This window comes from Exiguobacterium aurantiacum, from assembly GCF_024362205.1.
Classification (GTDB): domain Bacteria; phylum Bacillota; class Bacilli; order Exiguobacteriales; family Exiguobacteriaceae; genus Exiguobacterium; species Exiguobacterium aurantiacum_B.
The window spans coordinates 544,493-565,380 of the sequence record NZ_CP101462.1 but is presented as its reverse complement, the minus strand read 5'-3'; the positions used below and the strand labels follow the sequence as shown (position 1 = coordinate 565,380).

Below are 20,888 nucleotides of genomic sequence, written 5' to 3'. Positions count from 1 at the left end.
GTATTATTTCGGGCTTGATCAGCGGCGTGTTTCAATTCGAAATCCGCCTCTTTTGGCAATTTTTCTGCTTCCCCTTGCGCATTCTTTTTCTGTTGTTCGCTTTTAAACTTTGGTGGACCAGGATTAAAACTTCTACCGGAACGAGTAGATGAGCCTCTCCCCCCATCATCGAGACAACAAATACAGCCAAAAGTCCAAAGAGATATCCCGTCCACTTGAGGATAAACTAAATAACCTTAACTAATTTAGCAGTTACCTTAGCGGTGACCCTCGATACAATCGGAATCCCCCGAATGCATCTATCCATCAAATCTAAAAATTGTTCAGTTTTTTGACACCCCGATTTTTTGTGCTGAGGGTGAATAGTAAAATACTTGTTCAAGTTATGGGAGTCTCATTATAAACCAGTAACTTCATAGCACAGCGGGAACAATAAATATAATACCAAATAGTCCCAACGAATAATTCTCAACATAAAATGGATCGGCGTTATAGTTCGGTCAAGATACAATGACAGCATTTAAATCATGTCTGCAACTTTACTGAAGACAAATGTGAGGATTAACGTAGTAAAAATTAGCAGTTCTCTCTGTTCAAATAAGATTTTTTTATATTGTCTCCTCGTTTATACGATTTTTAGTCATTTCATAAGTACTCATTAATCAAATAATACGTGCGATCTTTCGTCTCAAACGTGAGATAGTCCATCCCTCTCGCTCGTTCAGAAGCTGGTTCAGTTGGAATATCTGCAAAATGTTGTTCTTTCTGTTGAATCCATTCTTTTTGATTTTGTTTCAACGCTTCAAATTCGGCTTTTGTTAACGTATCTCCAAGAACTCCCCACACTTCATTCAACAAATTGTCCCAGTCCGTATAGTATTGGCCGTAAAAACCTGGGGGCATATCGTGCTGAGCTACTTTTTTCGCTTCAACTATAATATCTGCTTCTAACCGATCAGCTCTTTGTAAATAGATGCTACCATCGCCATTGTTTTGCTGTGAACTCGCCTCTTTCGCTTTCGCCTCGTCTTGTTCTTGTTGTCGACGTTCCTCTTCTTCTCGAGCGACGGCCGCTTCATTTTCTTCATGAATTCTCTCTTCTTCGTCCTTTAAGGCTTGCTCACGTTCCGCCTCTACCCGCTTTTGTTCTGCCGCTTGATCTTTCTTTTGTTGTGCTTCGTCTTTTTTTCGATCAACCGCCATTTGTTCGGTGATACTATCGATTCTGATTAATTTCCTGTTCTCTTCTTCATCACCTATAAAGACAATCGTGTCATTATCTTCAAAATACCCTTCAAATAAAAATTCAGTCGAATTATTATTTTCTGGATTGACTCCTTCCATGATGATATTTCCGTCCTGCGTTTCGGTTAATATATATTCGATTGTCGTTGGATCACTATTTTTCGATCGAATGGTATAACGCGTTTCATTGATCTCGATGTAGGACACCGTTCGATCACCTACAACAGCACTCCAACTTCCAATAATTTTGTCTTCGTTAGACTTTCCGCAAGCCCCTAGTAAAAGAGCTAACATCATCATCGATAGCAAAAACTTCAATGTTGTTCGGTTCACAGTCATTTTCTTCATCCTTTTCTCCTTTTTACCCTCAATAAAATGAAACGGTCAACATTCAACTCATCACCTGTTCGTAGTACTCGTTCGCGTAGCGAATCATGTCAACCTGCTCTTCTTTAGTGAATCCTTGGAACGTCAGCACATGGATGAACTGAAACAGTAAATCGTCAATCACTTGTGACTCATTGCTCGGAACTGTAATCTCTTCATTCAGATAAAACGTGAAAGGCGCGAAAAGATATTGTGGCGTGCCATCCAAATCTTCAATCATCTCAACGTAACGAATATACTCAGGAGTCGTCACCGGAAACTCCGGTACGTCGTTCCCTTTTCTATACCAGGGGTCTGATTCCATCCAATCTTTAGTTCGTTCTTCATAATGTTCTTTTACGCTTTTCGAAGCGTACATCGACCTGTCCTCCAGATAAATTTGCATACCGTAGCCATGGTCGCAATCTGAGTCTTCAGTGATTTTGACGTAAGATGTATCATTAGTCAGCTCTCCAAAAACTGATGCTAACGGATTTGGGTTGGAATAATGGATTACCTCGTATACGAAGTTGACCAATGCCAGAGCCAGTTGGGGTTTGAACTGGTTAATGATTTCTTTGTAATTCTGTTCATCTAGTTCGGCTAAACGATCATCGTATCCGATGTATCCTTTCGGAATGAGGGCACACTCGATATATTGAATCGTCGAATATTCTTCATCCTTTTCTTTGACGGTCGCATGAACATTTTCACTTCCTGACGAACTAGCTAACCAATCCAACGTGTCATCTTCAAGCGGCGGCTCGTTCTCAATATCCATTACCGGCGGCGGAGCAGATGTTGTCCGAATAACCCATGGCTGTTTCACTTCCGTTTGTTCAGATGGCATCCATGACATGGAGAACTGACTCAAATCCCATAGACCGCCTAAAATCTCCGATTCAAATTCATCTCGATAGTATGAAACGAACGTCGTCGAGACTTTTTTGATTTCTTCGATAATCTCAAACGTATTTGGTTCTGGATAGTGCAACGGAAGTTCGGATATGAATTCATCTACCATTGAATGTAGTTCGTCGCTGACGTTGTAATAACGGGCCTGTTCTTTCAGCAGTTCGTTCACAATCATCTCAAATCGCTGGTCAGTCAAATAGTCCAACATAAAACGTTTTACTGTCGTATTCATGTTATGGCTCCTTCTCTCATAAGTTCAGTTTTCGTTCATTTCATCATAAGGATCGTTTTGAATGATTCCTTGCTTATATAGTTTTCGGTACTGCTCAGAAATTAAATTTTCAATAAAGCTGCTGTTTGTTTCTTCGCTCTCTAACAGCATCATCTCTAAATACCAGCTCGCTTTTTCCGAGAGATATATTTTCTTTTGTATTTTTTTATCTCCCTCATTCGAATCATCGATAAGCCTTGGAAAGAATGTTCCGATTGTCTCTTTCTCATTTGGATCGGATACTATGACTTCACTGGCGAATCGAATGGCCGCCTCATATGAAATCGGGATGATTTTTTGTTCCATGACGTCTTGGAGTTCATATTTCGGATTTAAATCATCATTACTCACATCTATATATGTGGAAAACTCGTTCTCGATGTAGAAAAAGTATTTTCCACTTTTCGTTTTATAGAGTTGCTTCAATTGATTTAAATAAGCACCTTTTTCATGAGAAGCTTCGGTCGCACGTTGCTCACATATTTTTTTGGCCGTCATTGTATTGTAGACAGCGCCTTTAATCACTTTTTTCATGTCGTCCTCTCTTTCTAAACGAACAATTTCATCTAAATTGAAGATGATAAAACATTGTAGATGTTAATTAGTTCTATTTTTTTGATTATAGTACCTAAACTATAATTTAACTTTATTTTAGATTTAGTACCATGTCAATGTTTTTTTATACTCCACTTATCTTCGGAATTATTTTTCAAGTAGCCAATAAGAAACTTAACAAGTAGTATCTTCATTTAAATATGATTCTTTTTCCAAAAATTTCTCTTTCCATCATCATACAATTCATAAAGTTTTCTGTTCATCATTTTTTCGACAGCATGGAAATCAAATTCTATTAAGTACATCCGCCATAGTAATCAAATATATTTGCTGTTGAAGCTAATTGGGACGAGGATCGATTCGATATCTTCTTTATCGTTCGCACAAAAAACGGATGACCGCAGTCACCCGTCTTTCGCTTGTCCGTCGAACAGCTCCTCGCCCCGCTTCACTCGGCCGTCCGGGTACTTATAGGCGACATGTTCGAGCGATAGTTTCGTCGGCGTGTCGAGACCGGCCGCGGCCGTCATGTTGTAGAGCCCTTCCCGGAGCGAGATGATATAGTTCGTCACGCGGAAACTCTTCTCATCGACGACGAGGGCGTGCTGCAGTTTCGGGTCGGTCGTCGCGACACCGACCGGACATCGGTTCGTGTGGCACACTTGCGCCTGGATGCAACCGACGTTGAACATGAGACCGCGGGCGATGTTGACGCAGTCGGCACCGAGCGCGAGCGCGACGGCGATCTTGTCTGCCGTGACGAGCTTACCGGAAGCGAACAAAGTGATGCGGTCACGGAGTCCGTGTTCGAGAAGCAAGCGATGCACGTACGGGAGCGCGGCCTTCAACGGCAATCCGACCGTATCGGCGAGCTCTTGATACGTCGCCCCGGTCCCGCCTTCCCCGCCGTCGACCGTGATGAAGTCAGGATGTTTCCCTGATGACGCCATCTCCAAAACGAGCGCCTCGACGTCTGAGAGCCGGCCGACGACAAGTTTGATACCGACGGGCTTGCCACCGATATCGCGCAGCCGCTCAATGATGTCGAGCAGTTCCCGGTCCGTCTTGAACTCGGAGAAGCGGTTCGGGCTGTCGATCGTCACGCCGACTTTGACGTTCCGGATGCGGGCGATCTCTTCGGTCACTTTCGCGCCGTCGATATGGCCGCCCCTCGTCTTCGCGCCTTGGGCGAGCTTTAACTCGAACGCCCGCACTTGGGGGATGTCGCTCTTCGCTTTAAACGCTGCTTCGGAGAATGCCCCGTCCTCGGTCCGGACGCCGAACAGCGCCGGTCCGACTTGACAGATGAGGTCGACACCGCCCTTCAAGTGATGGTCCGACAGGCCGCCTTCACCGGTGTTCATCCACGTCCCCTTCGCGCGACCAAGCCCGATCGACAGCGCCGTGATGGCGTTCTCTCCGAGCGAACCGAAACTCATCGCCGACTGTCCGACGAGACCGCGGACACGGAACGGCTCCCGGCACGTCTGTCTCCCGATGACGATGCTGTCCTCTTCCGTCAACAAATACGGACCGACGTCGCGTTCGATGATCCGCTCTTTCCGTGTGAACAGGTTGTCCTCCTCGACTTGGTACAGTCGCGTCGACACAATGTCCCGGTTGTCGATGCGGAGCTCGTCCCGGTTCGTCGGATAGAGCACGTTCTGGAGATAAAAGCCGCCCCCTTCGAAGTCCCGCTCCGAGCCGAATCCGATGATGCGTGACTTATATTTCCCGGAAATAACGGCCGCCTCATAGTCGTTCCGCGAGAACGGTTTTGACTCGTTGTCGTTCAAGAACAAATATTGACGCATCTCGGGCCCGACCTTCTCCAAGATGTAGCGCACCTTGCCGAGAATCGGAAAGTTACGGAGGACGGAGTGCTCGCGCTGATGGCGGTCCTTCCGCCAGAGGTACAAGATGAACAAGAACGGGGCAGCAATCGTCGATACCATCAGGACGAGCACGATGGCGAGCATCGTCGTATTCACGGACATGAGTGGTTCCTCCCTCACGTATAGTCCTTATCCGATACCACGGCCAAGACATCCCAAAACGAAAAAAACCGACGTTTCCGTCGGCTCTTACTTCTTGATCAGTTCGTTCGCTTTGTCGACTTTCTCTTTGTCGTGCTTCAACTGCTTCTCGATATCGTACGCCATGTACATGTCGTTCTTAATCATATAGTCGGCGATTTCGGCGTGATCCTCGATCGCTTGGTTCAATTGCTTGATGAGCACTTTCCGGACCTCGGGCGACGCCGTCTCGGTCACTGCCACCGCATAGGCGCGGACGGCCGACTTCGCCGTGACGAGCAAATCGGTCGCGATCAACTCGTCGCGTTGTTTACTGGCTCGTTTCAAGTTCTCTTGGATTCCCATACGTGTCTCCTCCTTATGCCTTGTTCGGCAACAGTTGTTTCAGTTCACTGATCGCTTGCTCGGTGTTCTTCAAATGTTTGCGGGCGATCTTCTGTAGCTTCTCGTCCTTGATGAGCGGTTCGCTCACATACCCTTTGACGAGCCCCGCTTGTTTCAGCGTCAGCATCTCGTGAATCTCTAACACTTCATGAATGGCGAGTTTGTTTTTAGCCATGTTCGCTTCCTCCTTTTTTATCGTGTCGAATGAATGTGCGCCTCTTCTCGTTTATGTTTGAGCAGCCAACCGTGGAACAAGAACTCGACGACCGCGGTCGCCAGGGCCGTGTACAGCGCGAGCAACACAAAGCTCGTCTCGGTCCCGATATCGAAGTCCAAGATCCACAGGAAGAACCACGTCAAGAAGAAGACGAGGCCGAAATCGGCCGCTGTCGCGATCAGATTGCCGAACTTGCGTAAGACGAACATGTCGCCCACCCCATAGGCGATCAGTCCGACCGCAATCGAGATCCAGGCGGCGTGGTACCATGGGACATCAAACCCGAGCGTCAAAATCGCGATGAAGACGACGAGCAACGCCCCTAGTTTTAGACTGAGTGCCTTTCCATGATTCACTTGCATCGACGTTTCCCCCTTTCCCTTGTGATGGCGTTCATACATGACCTTCGTTTCCGTTCCTACTCCCGTTCAAACGAAAAGTTTCCCGATTGTTATCGGAGGAACATAATGAGAGTCGAACCATCAGTATCAAAAAAGGGGCGCTCCAACGCCAAACGTCGAGTCGGCTTCGCTCTTGACTTAAAAGCATGATTTTCTAGAAACATTTACAATCTGATGTCATGATTTGGGCGGAAGTGATTTCACGGCCGGCCCTTCGATGACTTCTCCGTTCGGTTTGAAGCGCGAGCCGTGGCATGGACAGTCCCACGACCGCTCGGCCTGGTTCCAGTTGACGGTACAGCCCATATGCGTACAGGCCGACCCGACCATCGAGACGTGGCCGTCGGGATCGCGGTAGGCGGCGACATGTTCACCGTTATGTTTGACGATGGCGCCTTCATCGAGCCCGAGCTCGTCCACTTGTTTGTCCGTCGGCTTCAGTTTGCCTTTGACGAGCTCTTTGGCCACGTCGGCATTCGTCTTGATGAACCGGGCCGCGTCGGCAAATTTCCATTTCGACCGCGTCGGGTCATACAGGTCCTCGTAGCGGTTCGGTCGGTTCAAGATCAAGTCGGCGATGAGACGGGCCGCGACGATGCCTTGGCTCATCCCCCATTTCGAGAAGCCGGTCGCGACGAAGACGTGAGGCGTGTCGTTCGTCATCCGGCCGATGTACGGTACTTTGTCGAGCGTGATCAAGTCTTGGGCCGACCAATGGTGGGTGAACGTCTCGGCCCCGAAATGCCGCGTCCCGAACTCGCCAAGCTTCTCGTAGCAGACTTGCGTCTCTTCCTTATGGCCCGCCAAATGGTTCTCGCCCCCGAACATGGCCATCTTCTTGCCGTTGTCGAGTTTGACGTGCCGGAGCGAACGGCTCGGCTTGTCGACGCTGATGAACATGCCTTCCGGGAACGTGTCGACCTCGGCCGAGACGACGTACGAGCGCTCGACTTCCATCTTCGCGAAATAGAGGCCCTTGAAGTCGTTGAACGGGAAATGGGTCGCGACGACGACGTCGCGCGCCTCGATCGTGTGGCCGGTGATCGTGTCGAGCCGGTGCGGCGTCCCATATTCGATGCCGGTCACCCGGGTCATCTCATAGAGCGTCCCGCCGAGCTCGAGGAATCGGTCCATCAGCCCTTGTAAGTATTTGACCGGATGAAACTGGAGCTGATCACGCATGACGGTCGCCTTCTTGACCTCGTACGGCAACAGACCGTTCACTTCGTCCGTGGCGTCACCGCCGTCAATCCCGAGCTTTTGGTACGCCTCTTCTTCTTTCTCGAGCAGTTTCGCCGAACCTGAGGACGAGAGTGAATACATGTAGGCGTGCTGACGTTCGAGGTCACAGTCGATCTCCAACGTGTCGACTTGTTCCTCGAGGAAACGGAGCGCCTCCATGTTCGCCTCGTAATATAGTCGCGCCTTGTCTTCACCGAGCGATTTGACGAGTTCGGTGTAGACGACGCCGTGCTGGGCCGAGACTTTGGCCGTCGTGTAACCGGTCGTTCCTGTCGCGAAACGGGCCGCTTCGACCAAGACGACCTGCTTGCCTTGTTCGACCAACTGCAGTGCGGCGAGTACACCGACGATGCCGGCCCCGACCACGACAACCTCTGTTTTGACGTCTTCGTTGAGCGGTTTCAACGTCTTTACTTCGACGTCACGCCAATACGATTTCGGAAAATCTTGTAACATACGTGTCCCTCCTCCGAGAAAATTCAACGGTTTCGAATGCATGGGTGAATTACCCTTCATTCGAGAACGAGAAACAAAAAAAAGAGACCTGGCTCAGGTCTCTTGGTCGTTCGGGATGACCACTTCGTCGAACTGTTGGTCACGACAGAGCGTGATGGCCTGCATGGCAAGCTGGTAGTCCGGCTCCGGTAACGTGATCAATTCGGTCGGGAGCACCCATTCCTTATTATTGTAGAGGTGGATGACGAGTTTGACGAGGATGATATCCTGTTTCTCGAACGTGTTGTCGTCGATGATGGTCGCCGTACTGATCTTGCCTTGCTCGAGGTCCATATACGGCAACAATAGATTCCGCACCCGCTCATTCCCGGCGATCACATAAAGGGCGGAGAAATACTCTTTCTTGACGTCGCCGGGATTATGGAGGCGCTGGGCCAACTGTTTGAACACATCGTAGTGTTCGGTCGTCAAGAATTCAAGGTTGTTCATAGCCGTCTTTCCTCTCTGTATGGACGAAAATCAATCTGTGTATATTAATTCCACACTTTGGCGAATTGTAATCCTCAGTCGATACCCATACCCCTACCTGTATTTGGAAATCTTTTTCAAAAAAACAGGTTTGATAACTATTGATAGTGGAACTATACCTTTGTCGTACATTCACCAGTTGTTCAAAAAAAGGAGGAGTTCCATGTTTCGTCATCAGAAGGAATTGCAGTTCGAAGTGAACGTCGATCGGCCCGACCCACAGCTCGCCCGTCAAATCCAAGAGGTGCTCGGCGGTCAATTCGGGGAAATGACCGTCATGATGCAATACTTATTCCAAGGCTTCAACTGCCGCGGGGAAGAAAAGTATAAGGACATGCTCATGGACATCGGGACCGAGGAGATCGGGCACGTCGAGATGTTGTGCGCCCTCATCTCGCAACTGCTCGACGGGGCGTCACCGGACGACCAGGCCGAGGCGGCGAAAGACCCGGCGACGGCGGCCATCCTCGGCGGGATGAACCCGCAACACTTGATCGTCAGCGGGCTCGGCGGACTGCCGACGAACTCGAACGGGGTGCCGTGGAACGGGTCGTATATCGTCGCGAGCGGGAACTTGCTCGCCGACATGCGCTCGAACTTACACGCCGAGACACAAGGCCGTCTCCAAGTAGCACGTCTCTATCATATGACGAAAGACGAAGGCGTCCGGAAAGTGTTCCGCAAGATGCTTGCCCGTGACCGCTACCACCAATACCAATGGATGGCGGCCATCGATGAGCTCGAAGAGAAGAACGGCGTCATCGTACCGGCGAGCTTCCCGGCGAAGGACGAGAAAGAAGCCGAGAAACACGGCCTCGAGTTCTGGGACTTGTCGGAAGGCAACGAGTCGAGCCAAGGCAAATGGGCGACCGGCAGCGCGCCGGATGGTGCCGGCGACTTCGTCTACTTGAGCGACCCGGCCCCGCAAGGCCAGAAGCCGGTCATGGACATCCCGGACAAGACGCTCCATCACGACTTAGATGCCCCGGCGGGTGGTGTCGAGAAAGTCGTCAAGAAAGTCGCAGATCAAATTAAACGGAAATGAAAGAAGGCTGGCCCGAGAATGGGTCAGCCTTCTTTTTATGAGTAAAGTGCTTAAATATATTTACTCAATTGGATATCCCTACGTTTAGATTTTAATACCTCTTCCCAGTTAATAACGTCGATGTTATATCCTCTGTCTTCAAACCACTTCACTACTTTCTCAGCATTTGGATTACTTGGCTTTATAGCAACAATAACAGATTTTGCGCCTTTATCCTTCGCCTTCTTTTCTAATAAAGTTAATACTTTTCTTCCATGTCCACTACCGATTTTAGATGCAACTAGAGCTATAGAAATTTCATATTCGTTATCATCCCCTTTCTGAATGCGCCCGATTCCAACAATGTCATTAGCTCTTGACACTTCATTGGCCTCGTACCAAAATACATCGGGCATTTCTAGTGAGATATCTTTATCATGTGGGCCCGGGATTTCTAAAGCTCCTGGGTGTGATTCTAGAATACGTTTTAGTTCTCCATCCCAAATCGGGTTTTCAATTATAGTTAAAATAATACTATTTTCCATTTGAATACCCCTATTTGTTATCAAATTCTTCTTAGAGAAATCGCTTCTCGCATCTTCTGGAGCGATTCTCGTCCCTCTTCCCCGCGCCGCATCATGACGACGGTGAACAGAGCGTCGATCAGACTGAGCTCGGCGATCCGCGAGGCGAGCGCCTCGGAGCGGAACTCCGTCTCTTGCGACACGGTATAGAGGGCGACGTCACACAGCTTCGACAGCGGTGACTTCGCATAGTTGGTGATGGCGATCGTCGGTACGCCGCGCTCGCTTAACACTTTCGCCACGTCGAGCGTGTCTTTCGAGGCGCCCGAGTGCGAGATGAGCACGGCGACATCATCATTCGTCAGTTGTGACGCCGACATGAGTTGCATGTGCGACTCGAGGTTCGCCGTGACGAACAGACCGCTCCGGACGAACTTGTGGTAGGCGTCGAGCGCGATGACGGCCGATCCCCCGCTCCCGAAGAACTCGATGCGACGGGCCGACAACAACAGCGCGACGGCCTTATCGAGCGAGGCCGTGTCCAAAATCTGCCGTGTCGCCTCGAGCGTCTTCACGTTCGACGTGAAGATCTTCTCGGCGATCTCAAACGGCGTGTCGTCGTTCGAGATGTCCTCATGGATGTCTTGGAGCGGTGCGACGACGTCGGTGGCGAGCGCGATCTTCAGCGCCTGATAGCCTTTGAACCCGACGCGCTGGCAGAAGCGGAACACGGTCGACTCGGCGACGTCTAAATCGTCGGCGACTTGGTTGATCGTATGGTGAATGATGCGTTCGGGCTGTTTCAAGATATAGTCAGCGATGCGTTGCTCTTTCTTGCTCAGTGTCGTATAAGCGCCACGGATGCGGGCCAGGCCGTTCATCGATTTCGATTCCATGTGTCTCACCCTTTTTTCTTTTAACGATACCTTTTCGAAAAAAATTCCGCAATCTCTATTGAAAATCGAATTTAATTTGATATTATAGTGGGGAGATGAAAAAAAATTCGATTTAGAGGTGACGATATGCAAATCGGTTTGATTGGATTAGGCAAGATGGGATACAACTTGGCGCTCAACTTGAGCGACCATGGTCACAACGTCGTCGGGACAGACGCCGGGAACGTCGAGGCGACGTCGAAGTTTGAGATCGTGCCGACGCTCGAGGGCGTCATTGCCAAACTTGAGACACCGCGCGTCGTCTGGGCGATGGTGCCGGCCGGTGACATCACCGAGGCCGTACTCGCGGAACTGCTCGAGAAACTCGAGCCGGGTGACATCGTCATCGATGGTGGGAACTCGAACTACAAGCTGTCGGTCGCACGCGCCGAACAGTTCAGCGAAAAAGGTATCGCCTTCTTCGACTGCGGGACGAGCGGCGGCACGGAAGGTGCACGCAACGGCGCCTGTACGATGGTCGGCGGTGACGCCGCCGCCTGGCCGACGATCGAGCCGATCTTCAAAGACCTCTCGGTCGAGAACGGCTACTTGTACACAGGACCGGCCGGCAGCGGCCACTTCTTGAAGATGATCCACAACGGCATCGAGTACGGCATGATGCAGGCGATCGCCGAAGGGTTCGACATCTTGGAGAAGAGCCCGTTCGATTACGACTATGAACAAGTCGCCCGCGTCTGGAACCACGGATCGGTCGTCCGTTCATGGCTCATGGAGTTGACGGAGAACGCGTTCTCGAAAGACGCGAAGCTTGACGACATCCGCGGCGTCATGCATTCCTCAGGGGAAGGAAAATGGACGGTCGAGACGGCGCTCGAGTTGCAGGCGGCGGCACCGGTCATCGCCATGTCGCTCATGATGCGCTATCGCTCGCTCGAGGACGACACGTTCTCCGGGAAAGTCGTCGCAGCGCTCCGTAACGAGTTCGGGGGCCACGCGGTCGTCAAGAAATAAAGGCAAGGAAAAGGTCAGGGGTGGCTTTTTCCTTTGGCAATATTTGTAAACGGTTACACATAAGGTAAAGGGGGAAATACATATGTCGGGTTCGACACTCATTTTAATCGCAGTCGCAGGGATTTTCTTGCTCTTATTCTTAGTCATGCGGACGAAGCTGCACGCCTTCGTCTCACTTCTCCTCGTCAGTCTGCTCGTCGGGATTGCGGCCGGCATGCCGCTCGGGGACGTCATCGCCTCGATCCAGAACGGGATGGGCGGCACGCTCGGCTTCGTCGCCGTCGTCGTCGGTCTCGGCGCCATGTTCGGGAAGATGTTAGAAGTATCGGGTGGCGCGGAACGCCTCGCCCAGACGCTCGTCAGTAAGTTCGGTGAGGACAAGGCGCAATGGGCGCTCGCCATCACCGGCTTCATCGTCGCCGTGCCGGTCTTCTTCGACGTCGGTTTTATCATTCTCGTCCCGATCGTCTACGGTCTCGCCAAAAAGACGGGCCGTTCGCTCCTCTACTACGGGATTCCGCTGCTTGCGGGTCTCGCCGTCACGCACAGCTTCATCCCGCCGACACCAGGTCCGATCGCCGTCGCCAACTTGATCGGCGCCGAGCTCGGCTGGGTCATCTTGTTTGGGGTCATCGCTGGTATTCCGGCTGCAATTTTAGCCGGACCGATTTTTGGGAAGTATATCGCGAACAAGATTCACGTCAATATCCCGGACTATATGGAGTTCGAAGAGATTGACACGTCGAAAGAACTGCCGAGCTTTAAGATGATCGTCTCGCTCATCTCGATTCCGCTCGTCTTGATTCTCGCCAACACGTTGTCTGCCGTCTTATTAGAAGAAGGCAACAGCATCCGCACGTTCTTGACGTTCATGGGTCATCCGTTCGTCGCCTTGACGCTCGCGACGCTGCTCACGTTTATCTTCCTCGGCACACGCCGCGGCTACACACGTGACGAAGTCCAAGAGATCGCGACGAAAGCGCTCGAACCGGCCGGGATCATCATTCTCGTCACCGGTGCCGGTGGCGTGTTCAAACAAGTGTTGATCGACTCAGGTGTCGGTGACGTGCTCGGGGAAATGATGGCCGGGTCACCGCTTCCGGCAATCGTGCTCGCCTTCTTGATTGCGACCGTCGTCCGTGTCGCCCAAGGTTCGGCGACCGTTTCGATGGTCACGGCGGCAGGACTCATCACGCCGCTTCTCGAAATCCAGGATATCACCGGTGCCGCGCTCGGCCTCATCGTCATCGCGATCGCCTCTGGTGCGACCGTCTTGTCTCACGTCAACGACTCAGGCTTCTGGCTCGTCAACCGCTACTTCGGTTTGGATGTGAAAGACACGCTCAAGTCGTGGACCATGATGGAAACGATTATCGGATTGACCGGCTTCGCGGTCGTCTTCTTGATCAGTTTGTTCATTATTTAAGTTAGGAAGTGATGTGTGTGTACACGATTGGCGTCGATATCGGGACGACGAGCACGAAAGCCGTCCTGTTCCATAACCAGCAACAACTCGCGGTATATAACGTGCTGTACCCGCTCCTCACCCCGGACACGGAGACGGCCGAGCAAGACCCGGTCGTCATCTACGGGGCCGTGCTCGAGGCGATTTCCGCCGTCCGCGCCAAAGCCGACGGTCCGGTCCGCTTCGCCGCATTCAGTTCGGCGATGCACAGCCTGATCGCCCTCGACGCGTCAGGCCGCCCGCTCACCCACAGCATCACGTGGGCCGACAGCCGGGCCAACCCGTATACGCAAGAGATAAAACGCGAGTTCGATGCGAGCGCGCTCCATATGCGCACCGGCACCCCGGTCCATCCGATGGCGCCGTTGTCGAAGCTGCGTTGGCTGAAAGCCGAGCATCCGGACGTGTTCGCTCGAGCCGTGAAATTCGTTTCGATCAAAGAGTACGTCTTCTACCGCCTGACCGGTCGCTTCGTCATCGACCATTCAATCGCCTCGGCGACAGGGCTGTTCAATTTGAAGAACTGTGACTGGGACGTTGAAGCGCTCGCCGTCGCCGGGGTCACATCGGAGCAACTGTCCGAGCTCGTGCCGACGACCGAGATTTTAACGCTTAAATCGGATGTTGTTGAGACGCTCGGCTGGGACTTCCCACTCGTCATCGGGGCGAGTGACGGGGTGTTGTCGAACCTCGGGGTCGGGGCGTTCGAACAAGGCGTCGTCGCCGTCACAATCGGGACGAGCGGTGCCATCCGCACGGTCGTCCGGCAACCGGTCGAGGACCCGAAAGGACGCATCTTCTGTTACGCCTTGACCGACAAGCATTGGGTCATCGGTGGGCCGGTCAATAACGGCGGCATCATCCTGCGCTGGCTCCGCGACGAGTTCGCGGCGAGCGAAGTCGAGACGGCGAAACGGCTCGGTATGGATGCCTATGACGTGTTGACGCGCATCGCCGAGACGGTCAAACCGGGCTCGGACGGCTTGTTGTTCCACCCGTACTTGATGGGTGAACGGGCCCCCCTCTGGGACTCGAACGCACGCGGTTCGTTCTTCGGCTTGAGTATCCACCATAAGCGCGAGCACTTCATCCGCTCGGTGCTTGAAGGTGTCATCTTCAACTTGTATACGGTCATGCTGGCGCTCGACGAGTTGACGGGCGCACCTAACCGGATCCATGCGACGGGTGGCTTCGCCCAGTCGAGTTTGTGGCGCCAGATGATGGCCGACATTTTCGATACGCCGGTTGTCGTGCCGGAGAGCCATGAGAGCTCGTGTCTCGGGGCCGTCATGCTCGGCGAGTACGCGTTCGGCGACATCGATGACTTCACGGCCGTGCCGCAAGTGACGCATGAACATGCGCCCGACGCGGAAGCGACAGCGATTTACCGGGAGTTGCTGCCAATCTATATTCGACTCTCCCGTCATCTCGCAGAAGAGTATGAAGCGATTGCAGCGTTCCAGCGGAAGCATGTATGAGAAAATCCGAGTCCCAATAATGGACTCGGATTTATTTTGGAATTCATTACCTTATTTTTGTAATTTTTAATTTTCTTTATGGTGGTGTCATGTATATTAATGATTGTAGTTCTATTATAATTTCGAGAGGAATAACAACATGGATTTTATTTTTGTTTTTTCTGCCCTGTTTTGTCTTGGTTTTGCGGTTGCTTGGATCATTTCACTGTTCAAACAAGATGGTACTTCTATGAGGAAATTTAGTATATCTGTCGGTTGCTTTGTTCTCTTCATGGTATCTGGGGCATTTGTTGATACTGAAGAAGAGAAGAAAGTCAGCTCTTCAGAAGTAGATGCGAGTGAAGTTAAAGAAGCCAAGTCAGAAGAAAAAGAGACAAACAATGAAGACGCAGAAGCTGAAGCAAAGGCTGAAGCTGAGGCAAAGGCTGAAGCTGAGGCGAAAGCTGAAGCTGAGGCGAAAGCTGAAGCTGAGGCAAAGGCTAAAGCTGAGGCAAAGGCTAAAGCTGAGGCAAAGGCTAAAGCTGAGGCAAAGGCTAAAGCTGAGGCAAAGGCTAAAGCTGAGGCAAAGGCTAAAGCTGAGGCAAAGGCTAAAGCTGAGGCAAAGGCTAAAGAACCAATAAGTACAAATTATTATGCGTTTGATGATCCATACGACAACATGACGGATATTCAAAGAGATGCATTTTGGAAAGACGTTAAAGGGAAATATGTACAATGGACTGGATCAGTTGTTGAGGTGTCTGATAAAAATATCCAATTAATAATGGAAGATACTACATTTGTAAGTGATGTATTAGCTTCAGTGAAAAAAAGTGAACGAGAGAAGTTAATTAATATAAATTTAGATGACACTATTACAGTTAGAGGAATACTATATGGTAAAGAAGGCGCAATAATGCCGTGGACGTTAGATGAAGTAGAAATCATTAACTAAATATCCTTAAAAAAGCGTTCGGGAAAAATTAATTTTCCCGAACGCTTTTTTAATTTATTCAATCTATCTATTTTTGATAAGTCACCATGACGAACTGGCCGGACGAACGTTGACTCGTCAGTCTCAACTTCGTCTCTTTCGTGCCTTCCGGGAAGAGTGGAATCCCCTCTCCTAATACGACCGGGGCGATGGCAATCTCATAGCTGTCGATCAAGTCGTGCGCCATCGCTTCCTTGATGACCTCGCCTCCCCCGACAAGCCAAATGTCTCCGTCGACGTCTTGCTTCAACCGTTCGATGAGCTGTTCAATCGGCTCATCGGTGAACGTGACGTGCTCGGCTTCTCGGTCCGGACTGCGTGTCAAAATGTAGTTCGGAATCTTGTCATACGGGTAACCGTCCGGCTCCAGCACGAGCACCTCCTCGTACGTCTTCCGTCCCATGATGACGGCGCCGACCGTCTTAAAGAAGTCAGCGTAGCCGTTGTCCCCTTCCCCCTCGACCGCGAACAACCAGTCGAGCTGGTCGTTCGTGCGGGCAATCTTTCCATCCAAACTTGTCGCGATATATAAGACGACGTTTGCCATGACGAATTCCTCCTTGATTCGTGATACATTCAGCTTAACCGATAAACACGACAAAACTTGACGGGAATGAATAAGATGAAAAAACGACATTTACAGTTGATTCGATTGTTGAATCGCGGGCACCGGTTCACAGCGGACGAACTATCCGCTGAGACAGGTGCCTCGGTCCGGACGATTCAGCGCGATATGCTGACGCTCGAAGAACTCGGCTATCCGATTTGGAGCGTACCCGGCACAGGCGGTGGCTATGAGATGTTGCCGAACCGATTGCTCCCGCCGCTCCAACTCCGGGAACAGGAAGCGGTCGCGCTCTACCTCACTCTCAAATGGATGGAACAGATTCCGGACGTGCCGTTCGGGGATATGCGGGACACGCTGTCGGACTGGTATGTCAACGAATTGCCACATGACCTCGAGACGAAAATCGCTCGGCTCGAAAAGAACATCCTCTGGCTCGGGAACAAGACCGTCCCATCGGCACCGTTCACGAAAGACGTGTTTCAAGCGGTCGAGCAACGGCGAAACATTGAGGTGACGTACATGACGACGAAAGGATCACGCACGTTCACCGTCGCACCGGTCGGGATGGCGCTCCTCGATTCGAAATGGTACGTGTATGGCCGCTCGGAGTACGGCCTGCGCCAATATCGGATTGACCGGATTGAAGCGCTGCGTCTTCTCGATGACACGTTCGAAGCGGACGATCTGGCGACGCTTCTCGAGGTGAGTGACGAACGAAGCGGCGTGACTGTCCGGCTGAATATTACCCCGCTTGGCCGCCGTCTGCTTGAAGACGTATTACCCTATATCGCTGAAAAAAATGAGTGGGACGTGCCGGAAGCCGAGCTCCCGTTCTTATCGCGGCAATTGCTCGCGGCTGGAGCGGAAGTCGAGGTCGTGGAACCGATTGAACTGCGGGAGATGATGCGAGAGCAGGCGGAGCGGTTATGGAATATGTATGAATAAAAAATGGACTCATACCGGAATAGGTGTGAGTCCATTTTAGGTCGATTTTTGTTGAAGCTGACGAACTGAGTCAAAGAGCCGCTCAGCATTTTTAGGGCTCTGCAGCACATACATCGTCTCCATCAGTTGATTGTATTCTTGCTCAGACAGGATGACGGCATTGCGACCATTCTTTCGGAAGACAGTAATCGATTCACTATTTTCGTGCACTTGATTCAAGACTTGCTTCAAGTTTTTTCGTGCTTCTTGATAAGTAAAGATTGTCATTACAGCCACTCCCTTTCGAGATTTCTCTTCTCTGTACTGATTATAATCTCGGATACATTCTAGCTGCTCTAAAATATTTATAAATCATATACCCTTTTCTAAAAAAAGAATTGTTTTGTGACGAGATTCATATAATGATAATTAATAGTATTTCATTCCATTTCCAGAAAGGAAATCTATAAATGAAACTAAAGTTACCATATTCCACCTTACTAACTCTTCTGCTTGTTTTTACTCTTTTTTTAACCCAAATCGGGATTCCACTGGCTACTTATGCTGAGGAACATCCCCTTACCGTCGAACCGTTCTCCCCTGACTCCACAAAAGTGAAAGTAAGCGGAAAAGCGGATACTCTTTATGGCGTATATGCCAACGAGGTATATGATGAATATCGTACTGATTCGACGGGAAATGTAGAGATCCTTTTTCCTAACGGTCCTAGAGGCGGATTTCATTTATATGAAGTACATGCTTCCGGATCAATCAGTCATAATCGATTTTTCACGCCCATTCTCAAAGGTAGTATTTCTGAACCTTCGTTCTTAGGGATAAACTCAAATAACGAAGCTGTTTTTTATGCCTTTCGCGCCAACATTCACGTAAAAATTGGTGATGAAGTATTAAGTGGCTATGAAACTTTAAAGATATCTATGTCCAATTTAGATAACCCTGTCGTAAAAGCATTCAGTTCACAGGAGGATACCTTTTCTTCAACCTGTGTAGTGCAAAATAGGAGTGCAGAAGTGTGCAACGGAAACGTACACAACTCTGCACTCCTATTTTAGAAAAGAAAAAGGACTTGCCAGCAACCATAATCTCACCCTAACGTTTAAGTTGCGAAACAAGAACGTTAGGAGATGGAAGGAATGCTAGCAATGTCCGATATCAATTGTATCAAATTTCTTAGAAACCACAAATCACATTCAATCAATCGAATCGCTAAAAATCTAGACCTCAATTGGAGGACGGTAAAAAAATACGCGGATTCAGCTCAATTGCCAAGCGAAACCATTCGCCCCAAGAGGGGCATGATGTACGGAACGAAATGGGGCGAGATGGTCGAAGATTGGTTGACAGAGGATCAGATGCTTCAGAAAAAGTTGAGACGAACGAATAAAAAGATTTATGAAACGCTGGTGGCGAACGGATTCGAGGGCTCTTATCGAACGGTGTGCAATTTCATCAAGAACTGGCATATGACAAGCGAAGAGGAAAACGACACAAGGCATGAACGACTGCAGCACCCTCCGGGTGAGGCGCAGGTGGATTTCGGGACGATGGAAGTCGTCAAAGATAGTCATGCGGTCGATATGAAGTGCCTCGTCATGAGTCTGCCCTTCAGCAACCGTACGGCAGCCGTCGCCCTCCCCGCAGAAAACCAAGAGTGCTTCCTGACGGGACTCAAAATGCTTTTTGAAGAAATCGGCGGTGTGCCGCAACAACTCCGAATTGATAATCTCCCCGCGGCAGTCATCCAACCGCGAACGACGAGGGAAGAGGCGATCTATACCGATGCTTTCATGCAGTTCATGGCTCATTATGGATTCCAAGTCCAAAGCTGTAATCCTTACAGCGGGAACGAGAAAGGAAGTGTCGAGAACAAGGTCGGATACGTTCGATACAACTTTCTTGTCCCGGCCCCTGTCATGCATGATTACGATTCGATGAACCGACAGCTCGCAGTTTCCCTACGGGACGACATGGAGCGAGTCCATTACGAAAAGCATGTGCTGATCCGTGAGCTGTTCGAAAAAGAGCAGAGACATCTATTGCGATTACCTCAAGAAGACTTCCCCGTCTTCAAGGAAGAACTGTTCAAGGTGAACAAGTACGGCGAAATAACGATCGATAAGACGAAAGTCTTGATCCCTTCAGGGGCTCGTCATGGGCAAGTACGCGCCATCTTAAGGTGGGATTCGATGAAGATTCTCTCACTTCACGGAGAAATCCTTTACGAAGAAAAACGTCCCTACATGATGACAAAGCGTGCGCTCCCATGGGAAAACATCATCAGCACTTGGCACAAGAAGCCGAGAAGCTTCGGGCACTCCCGTTATTCCGAATATCTGCCGGGTAGAATCAAAGAATACCTGGGCGTACCCAACTTACTCGTTCGGCAGGAAAGACTGGCCTGGATCCGAGCCAAGCTCGCACTCTATCCAATCCTCGAGATCAATGAACGCCTATACGAGCTACTGAGCGAGGACGACGATCCAGCCGTGGTTGAGGACCATCCTTATGATGTGGATTGGAGCAAGTACGATAGCCTGAATCGGCCTTGGGGAGAAGGTGGTGCAGTATGAGCCTAAAAGAAATGTGCAAATCGCTCCGCCTTGCCTATGTCGCTGAAATCTATGAATCGATTCCAACGGAATCCCCTGAAAAGTTTCTCACGGAGCTTTTCTCGATGGAAATGCGCCTCCGCGAGGAAGCGAAAGCGCAACGGTTAATCAAAAAGGCTAAATTCATCAACAACAAGTCACTCGACGATTATCACTGGGGCAATCACATCTATTTCCCGAAGCATTTGGATAAGGACGAACTGACCTCATTGAATTTCGTCGAGCATTCACAGAACGTCGTTCTGACAGGGTCCCCGGGGACGGGAAAGACCCATTTGGCCATCGGACTCGGGAGAGAAGCTTGTCACAAAGGTTATGAGGTGAGGTTCTTCCGGGTCTCCGAGCTCGTAGAGCAACTTAACAAGGCCTGGAGGGATGGGAAGCTGAGCAGCTTCCATTCACGTCTCGAATCGGCAGACCTGATCATTTTGGACGAGATGGGATACATCCCTCTCACAAAAGAATCTGCGGAACTCCTGTTCCATCTCATCACTGACTGGTATGAGCGAAAGAGCTTGATCATCACGTCCAACCTTGAGTTCAGCCAGTGGAATCGCATCTTTGGCGACGCGCGCCTAACGGCGGCACTCGTCGATCGCGTCATCCATCACGCTCACATATTAAATTTCACAGGTGACAGTTATCGTGTCACGCATGCGTTGTCGAAACACTAAAACCCAGCTGGCAAAGTTCTGTACTTTTCGTTGCATTATTGTGCACATTTGTATTGCAAAATACACAACCGTGACATTCGACTTAACCAACCCTGCCTCGTTTAA

The 20,888-nt window shown here is 50.3% G+C and carries 22 protein-coding genes; 9 read left to right on the top strand and 13 right to left on the bottom strand.

All coding sequences use genetic code 11. The features are described from left to right. Positions 1-645: 645 nt before the first annotated feature. The 9 genes from NMQ00_RS03090 to NMQ00_RS03050 all read right to left on the bottom strand — a co-directional run bounded on the left by NMQ00_RS03090 (position 646) and on the right by NMQ00_RS03050 (position 8,577). Positions 646-1,593, bottom strand: coding sequence for a lysozyme inhibitor LprI family protein (locus NMQ00_RS03090; RefSeq protein WP_255177879.1), 948 nt, complete (start codon positions 1,591-1,593; stop codon positions 646-648). A gap of 43 nt (positions 1,594-1,636) precedes the next feature. Then, entirely contained in the window at positions 1,637-2,758 is a 1,122-nt protein-coding gene (locus tag NMQ00_RS03085; protein WP_255177878.1) for a hypothetical protein, read from the bottom strand. Positions 2,759-2,782: 24 nt separating this feature from the next. Continuing rightward, a complete protein-coding gene (locus tag NMQ00_RS03080; RefSeq protein WP_255177877.1) occupies positions 2,783-3,331 on the bottom strand; it encodes a hypothetical protein in 549 nt (182 codons plus the stop codon). A 425-nt stretch (positions 3,332-3,756) separates the two neighbouring features. Next, positions 3,757-5,349, bottom strand: coding sequence for an FMN-binding glutamate synthase family protein (locus NMQ00_RS03075; protein ID WP_441294612.1), 1,593 nt, complete (start codon positions 5,347-5,349; stop codon positions 3,757-3,759). Positions 5,350-5,436: 87 nt separating this feature from the next. Continuing rightward, a complete protein-coding gene (locus tag NMQ00_RS03070; RefSeq protein ID WP_255177876.1) occupies positions 5,437-5,733 on the bottom strand; it encodes a spore coat protein in 297 nt (98 codons plus the stop codon). Positions 5,734-5,746: 13 nt separating this feature from the next. Then, complete coding sequence (locus NMQ00_RS03065; protein WP_029594786.1) at positions 5,747-5,947, bottom strand: hypothetical protein; 201 nt, start codon at positions 5,945-5,947, stop codon at positions 5,747-5,749. 17 nt (positions 5,948-5,964) lie between these two features. Beyond that, positions 5,965-6,351: a DUF2512 family protein gene (locus NMQ00_RS03060; RefSeq protein WP_255177875.1), complete on the bottom strand. Its 387-nt coding sequence runs from the start codon at positions 6,349-6,351 to the stop codon at positions 5,965-5,967. Between the two features lie 216 nt (positions 6,352-6,567). Beyond that, positions 6,568-8,088, bottom strand: a complete 1,521-nt coding sequence (locus NMQ00_RS03055; RefSeq protein WP_255177874.1) for an FAD-dependent oxidoreductase — start codon at positions 8,086-8,088, stop codon at positions 6,568-6,570. A 93-nt stretch (positions 8,089-8,181) separates the two neighbouring features. Then, the gene (locus NMQ00_RS03050) at positions 8,182-8,577 is read right to left on the bottom strand and encodes a hypothetical protein (RefSeq protein ID WP_255177873.1); all 396 of its coding nucleotides are present in this window, start codon (positions 8,575-8,577) and stop codon (positions 8,182-8,184) included. A gap of 202 nt (positions 8,578-8,779) precedes the next feature. Between NMQ00_RS03050 and NMQ00_RS03045 the strand changes: the two genes are divergently transcribed. Further along, a complete protein-coding gene (locus NMQ00_RS03045) occupies positions 8,780-9,661 on the top strand; it encodes a manganese catalase (protein ID WP_255177872.1) in 882 nt (293 codons plus the stop codon). Between the two features lie 50 nt (positions 9,662-9,711). Here the strand turns inward: NMQ00_RS03045 and NMQ00_RS03040 are convergent, their stop codons facing one another. Together NMQ00_RS03040 and NMQ00_RS03035 are read right to left on the bottom strand one after the other, a co-directional pair. Next, complete coding sequence (locus NMQ00_RS03040) at positions 9,712-10,185, bottom strand: GNAT family N-acetyltransferase (protein ID WP_255177871.1); 474 nt, start codon at positions 10,183-10,185, stop codon at positions 9,712-9,714. Between the two features lie 20 nt (positions 10,186-10,205). Then, entirely contained in the window at positions 10,206-11,060 is an 855-nt protein-coding gene (locus NMQ00_RS03035; protein ID WP_255177870.1) for a MurR/RpiR family transcriptional regulator, read from the bottom strand. A 126-nt stretch (positions 11,061-11,186) separates the two neighbouring features. Here NMQ00_RS03035 and gnd point away from each other — a divergent pair, with 126 nt between their 5' ends. The 4 genes from gnd (at position 11,187) to NMQ00_RS03015 (ending at position 15,948) form a co-directional block, all read left to right on the top strand. Beyond that, positions 11,187-12,071 (top strand): phosphogluconate dehydrogenase (NAD(+)-dependent, decarboxylating), encoded by an 885-nt coding sequence (gene gnd / locus NMQ00_RS03030; protein ID WP_255177869.1) that lies wholly within the window; start codon positions 11,187-11,189, stop codon positions 12,069-12,071. Positions 12,072-12,153: 82 nt separating this feature from the next. Beyond that, positions 12,154-13,497 carry a GntT/GntP/DsdX family permease gene (locus NMQ00_RS03025; RefSeq protein WP_255177868.1) on the top strand — a complete coding sequence of 448 codons (1,344 nt, stop codon included), beginning with the start codon at positions 12,154-12,156 and terminating at the stop codon, positions 13,495-13,497. 17 nt (positions 13,498-13,514) lie between these two features. Further along, complete coding sequence (gene gntK, locus NMQ00_RS03020; RefSeq protein ID WP_441294611.1) at positions 13,515-15,014, top strand: gluconokinase; 1,500 nt, start codon at positions 13,515-13,517, stop codon at positions 15,012-15,014. A 139-nt stretch (positions 15,015-15,153) separates the two neighbouring features. Next, entirely contained in the window at positions 15,154-15,948 is a 795-nt protein-coding gene (locus NMQ00_RS03015; protein ID WP_255177866.1) for a hypothetical protein, read from the top strand. Between the two features lie 67 nt (positions 15,949-16,015). Here NMQ00_RS03015 and NMQ00_RS03010 read toward each other — a convergent pair whose 3' ends face one another. Further along, the gene (locus NMQ00_RS03010) at positions 16,016-16,534 is read right to left on the bottom strand and encodes a dihydrofolate reductase family protein (protein WP_255177865.1); all 519 of its coding nucleotides are present in this window, start codon (positions 16,532-16,534) and stop codon (positions 16,016-16,018) included. A 66-nt stretch (positions 16,535-16,600) separates the two neighbouring features. Here NMQ00_RS03010 and NMQ00_RS03005 point away from each other — a divergent pair, with 66 nt between their 5' ends. Beyond that, positions 16,601-17,500: a helix-turn-helix transcriptional regulator gene (locus NMQ00_RS03005; RefSeq protein WP_255177864.1), complete on the top strand. Its 900-nt coding sequence runs from the start codon at positions 16,601-16,603 to the stop codon at positions 17,498-17,500. Between the two features lie 36 nt (positions 17,501-17,536). Here the strand turns inward: NMQ00_RS03005 and NMQ00_RS03000 are convergent, their stop codons facing one another. After that, the gene (locus NMQ00_RS03000) at positions 17,537-17,767 is read right to left on the bottom strand and encodes a type II toxin-antitoxin system Phd/YefM family antitoxin (RefSeq protein ID WP_255177863.1); all 231 of its coding nucleotides are present in this window, start codon (positions 17,765-17,767) and stop codon (positions 17,537-17,539) included. A gap of 182 nt (positions 17,768-17,949) precedes the next feature. On the opposite strand from NMQ00_RS03000, the gene NMQ00_RS02995 reads away from it, so the two are divergent. The 3 genes from NMQ00_RS02995 to istB all read left to right on the top strand — a co-directional run bounded on the left by NMQ00_RS02995 (position 17,950) and on the right by istB (position 20,783). Beyond that, entirely contained in the window at positions 17,950-18,552 is a 603-nt protein-coding gene (locus NMQ00_RS02995) for a hypothetical protein (protein ID WP_255177862.1), read from the top strand. A gap of 72 nt (positions 18,553-18,624) precedes the next feature. Next, positions 18,625-20,070, top strand: a complete 1,446-nt coding sequence (gene istA, locus NMQ00_RS02990; protein WP_369696451.1) for an IS21 family transposase — start codon at positions 18,625-18,627, stop codon at positions 20,068-20,070. Then, positions 20,067-20,783 (top strand): IS21-like element helper ATPase IstB, encoded by a 717-nt coding sequence (gene istB, locus NMQ00_RS02985; protein ID WP_147538924.1) that lies wholly within the window; start codon positions 20,067-20,069, stop codon positions 20,781-20,783. Before istA ends, istB begins: the two co-directional genes overlap by 4 nt. The last annotated feature ends 105 nt before the right edge of the window (positions 20,784-20,888 follow it).

Excerpts from the sequence above, each read along its gene's own strand:
- istA (WP_369696451.1), top strand. The coding sequence starts at position 18,625 with ATGGAAGGAATGCTAGCAATGTCCGATATCAATTGTATCAAATTTCTT.
- NMQ00_RS03070 (WP_255177876.1), bottom strand. The coding sequence starts at position 5,733 with ATGGGAATCCAAGAGAACTTGAAACGAGCCAGTAAACAACGCGACGAG.
- NMQ00_RS03080 (WP_255177877.1), bottom strand. The coding sequence starts at position 3,331 with ATGAAAAAAGTGATTAAAGGCGCTGTCTACAATACAATGACGGCCAAA.
- NMQ00_RS03065 (WP_029594786.1), bottom strand. The coding sequence starts at position 5,947 with ATGGCTAAAAACAAACTCGCCATTCATGAAGTGTTAGAGATTCACGAG.
- NMQ00_RS03035 (WP_255177870.1), bottom strand. The coding sequence starts at position 11,060 with ATGGAATCGAAATCGATGAACGGCCTGGCCCGCATCCGTGGCGCTTAT.
- istB (WP_147538924.1), top strand. The coding sequence starts at position 20,067 with ATGAGCCTAAAAGAAATGTGCAAATCGCTCCGCCTTGCCTATGTCGCT.
- NMQ00_RS03045 (WP_255177872.1), top strand. The coding sequence starts at position 8,780 with ATGTTTCGTCATCAGAAGGAATTGCAGTTCGAAGTGAACGTCGATCGG.
- NMQ00_RS03005 (WP_255177864.1), top strand. The coding sequence starts at position 16,601 with ATGAATAAGATGAAAAAACGACATTTACAGTTGATTCGATTGTTGAAT.
- gnd (WP_255177869.1), top strand. The coding sequence starts at position 11,187 with ATGCAAATCGGTTTGATTGGATTAGGCAAGATGGGATACAACTTGGCG.
- NMQ00_RS03040 (WP_255177871.1), bottom strand. The coding sequence starts at position 10,185 with ATGGAAAATAGTATTATTTTAACTATAATTGAAAACCCGATTTGGGAT.
- NMQ00_RS03055 (WP_255177874.1), bottom strand. The coding sequence starts at position 8,088 with ATGTTACAAGATTTTCCGAAATCGTATTGGCGTGACGTCGAAGTAAAG.
- NMQ00_RS03060 (WP_255177875.1), bottom strand. The coding sequence starts at position 6,351 with ATGCAAGTGAATCATGGAAAGGCACTCAGTCTAAAACTAGGGGCGTTG.
- NMQ00_RS02995 (WP_255177862.1), top strand. The coding sequence starts at position 17,950 with ATGAAACTAAAGTTACCATATTCCACCTTACTAACTCTTCTGCTTGTT.
- NMQ00_RS03010 (WP_255177865.1), bottom strand. The coding sequence starts at position 16,534 with ATGGCAAACGTCGTCTTATATATCGCGACAAGTTTGGATGGAAAGATT.
- NMQ00_RS03025 (WP_255177868.1), top strand. The coding sequence starts at position 12,154 with ATGTCGGGTTCGACACTCATTTTAATCGCAGTCGCAGGGATTTTCTTG.
- NMQ00_RS03085 (WP_255177878.1), bottom strand. The coding sequence starts at position 2,758 with ATGAATACGACAGTAAAACGTTTTATGTTGGACTATTTGACTGACCAG.
- NMQ00_RS03015 (WP_255177866.1), top strand. The coding sequence starts at position 15,154 with ATGGATTTTATTTTTGTTTTTTCTGCCCTGTTTTGTCTTGGTTTTGCG.
- NMQ00_RS03000 (WP_255177863.1), bottom strand. The coding sequence starts at position 17,767 with ATGACAATCTTTACTTATCAAGAAGCACGAAAAAACTTGAAGCAAGTC.
- NMQ00_RS03050 (WP_255177873.1), bottom strand. The coding sequence starts at position 8,577 with ATGAACAACCTTGAATTCTTGACGACCGAACACTACGATGTGTTCAAA.
- NMQ00_RS03090 (WP_255177879.1), bottom strand. The coding sequence starts at position 1,593 with ATGAAGAAAATGACTGTGAACCGAACAACATTGAAGTTTTTGCTATCG.
- NMQ00_RS03075 (WP_441294612.1), bottom strand. The coding sequence starts at position 5,349 with ATGTCCGTGAATACGACGATGCTCGCCATCGTGCTCGTCCTGATGGTA.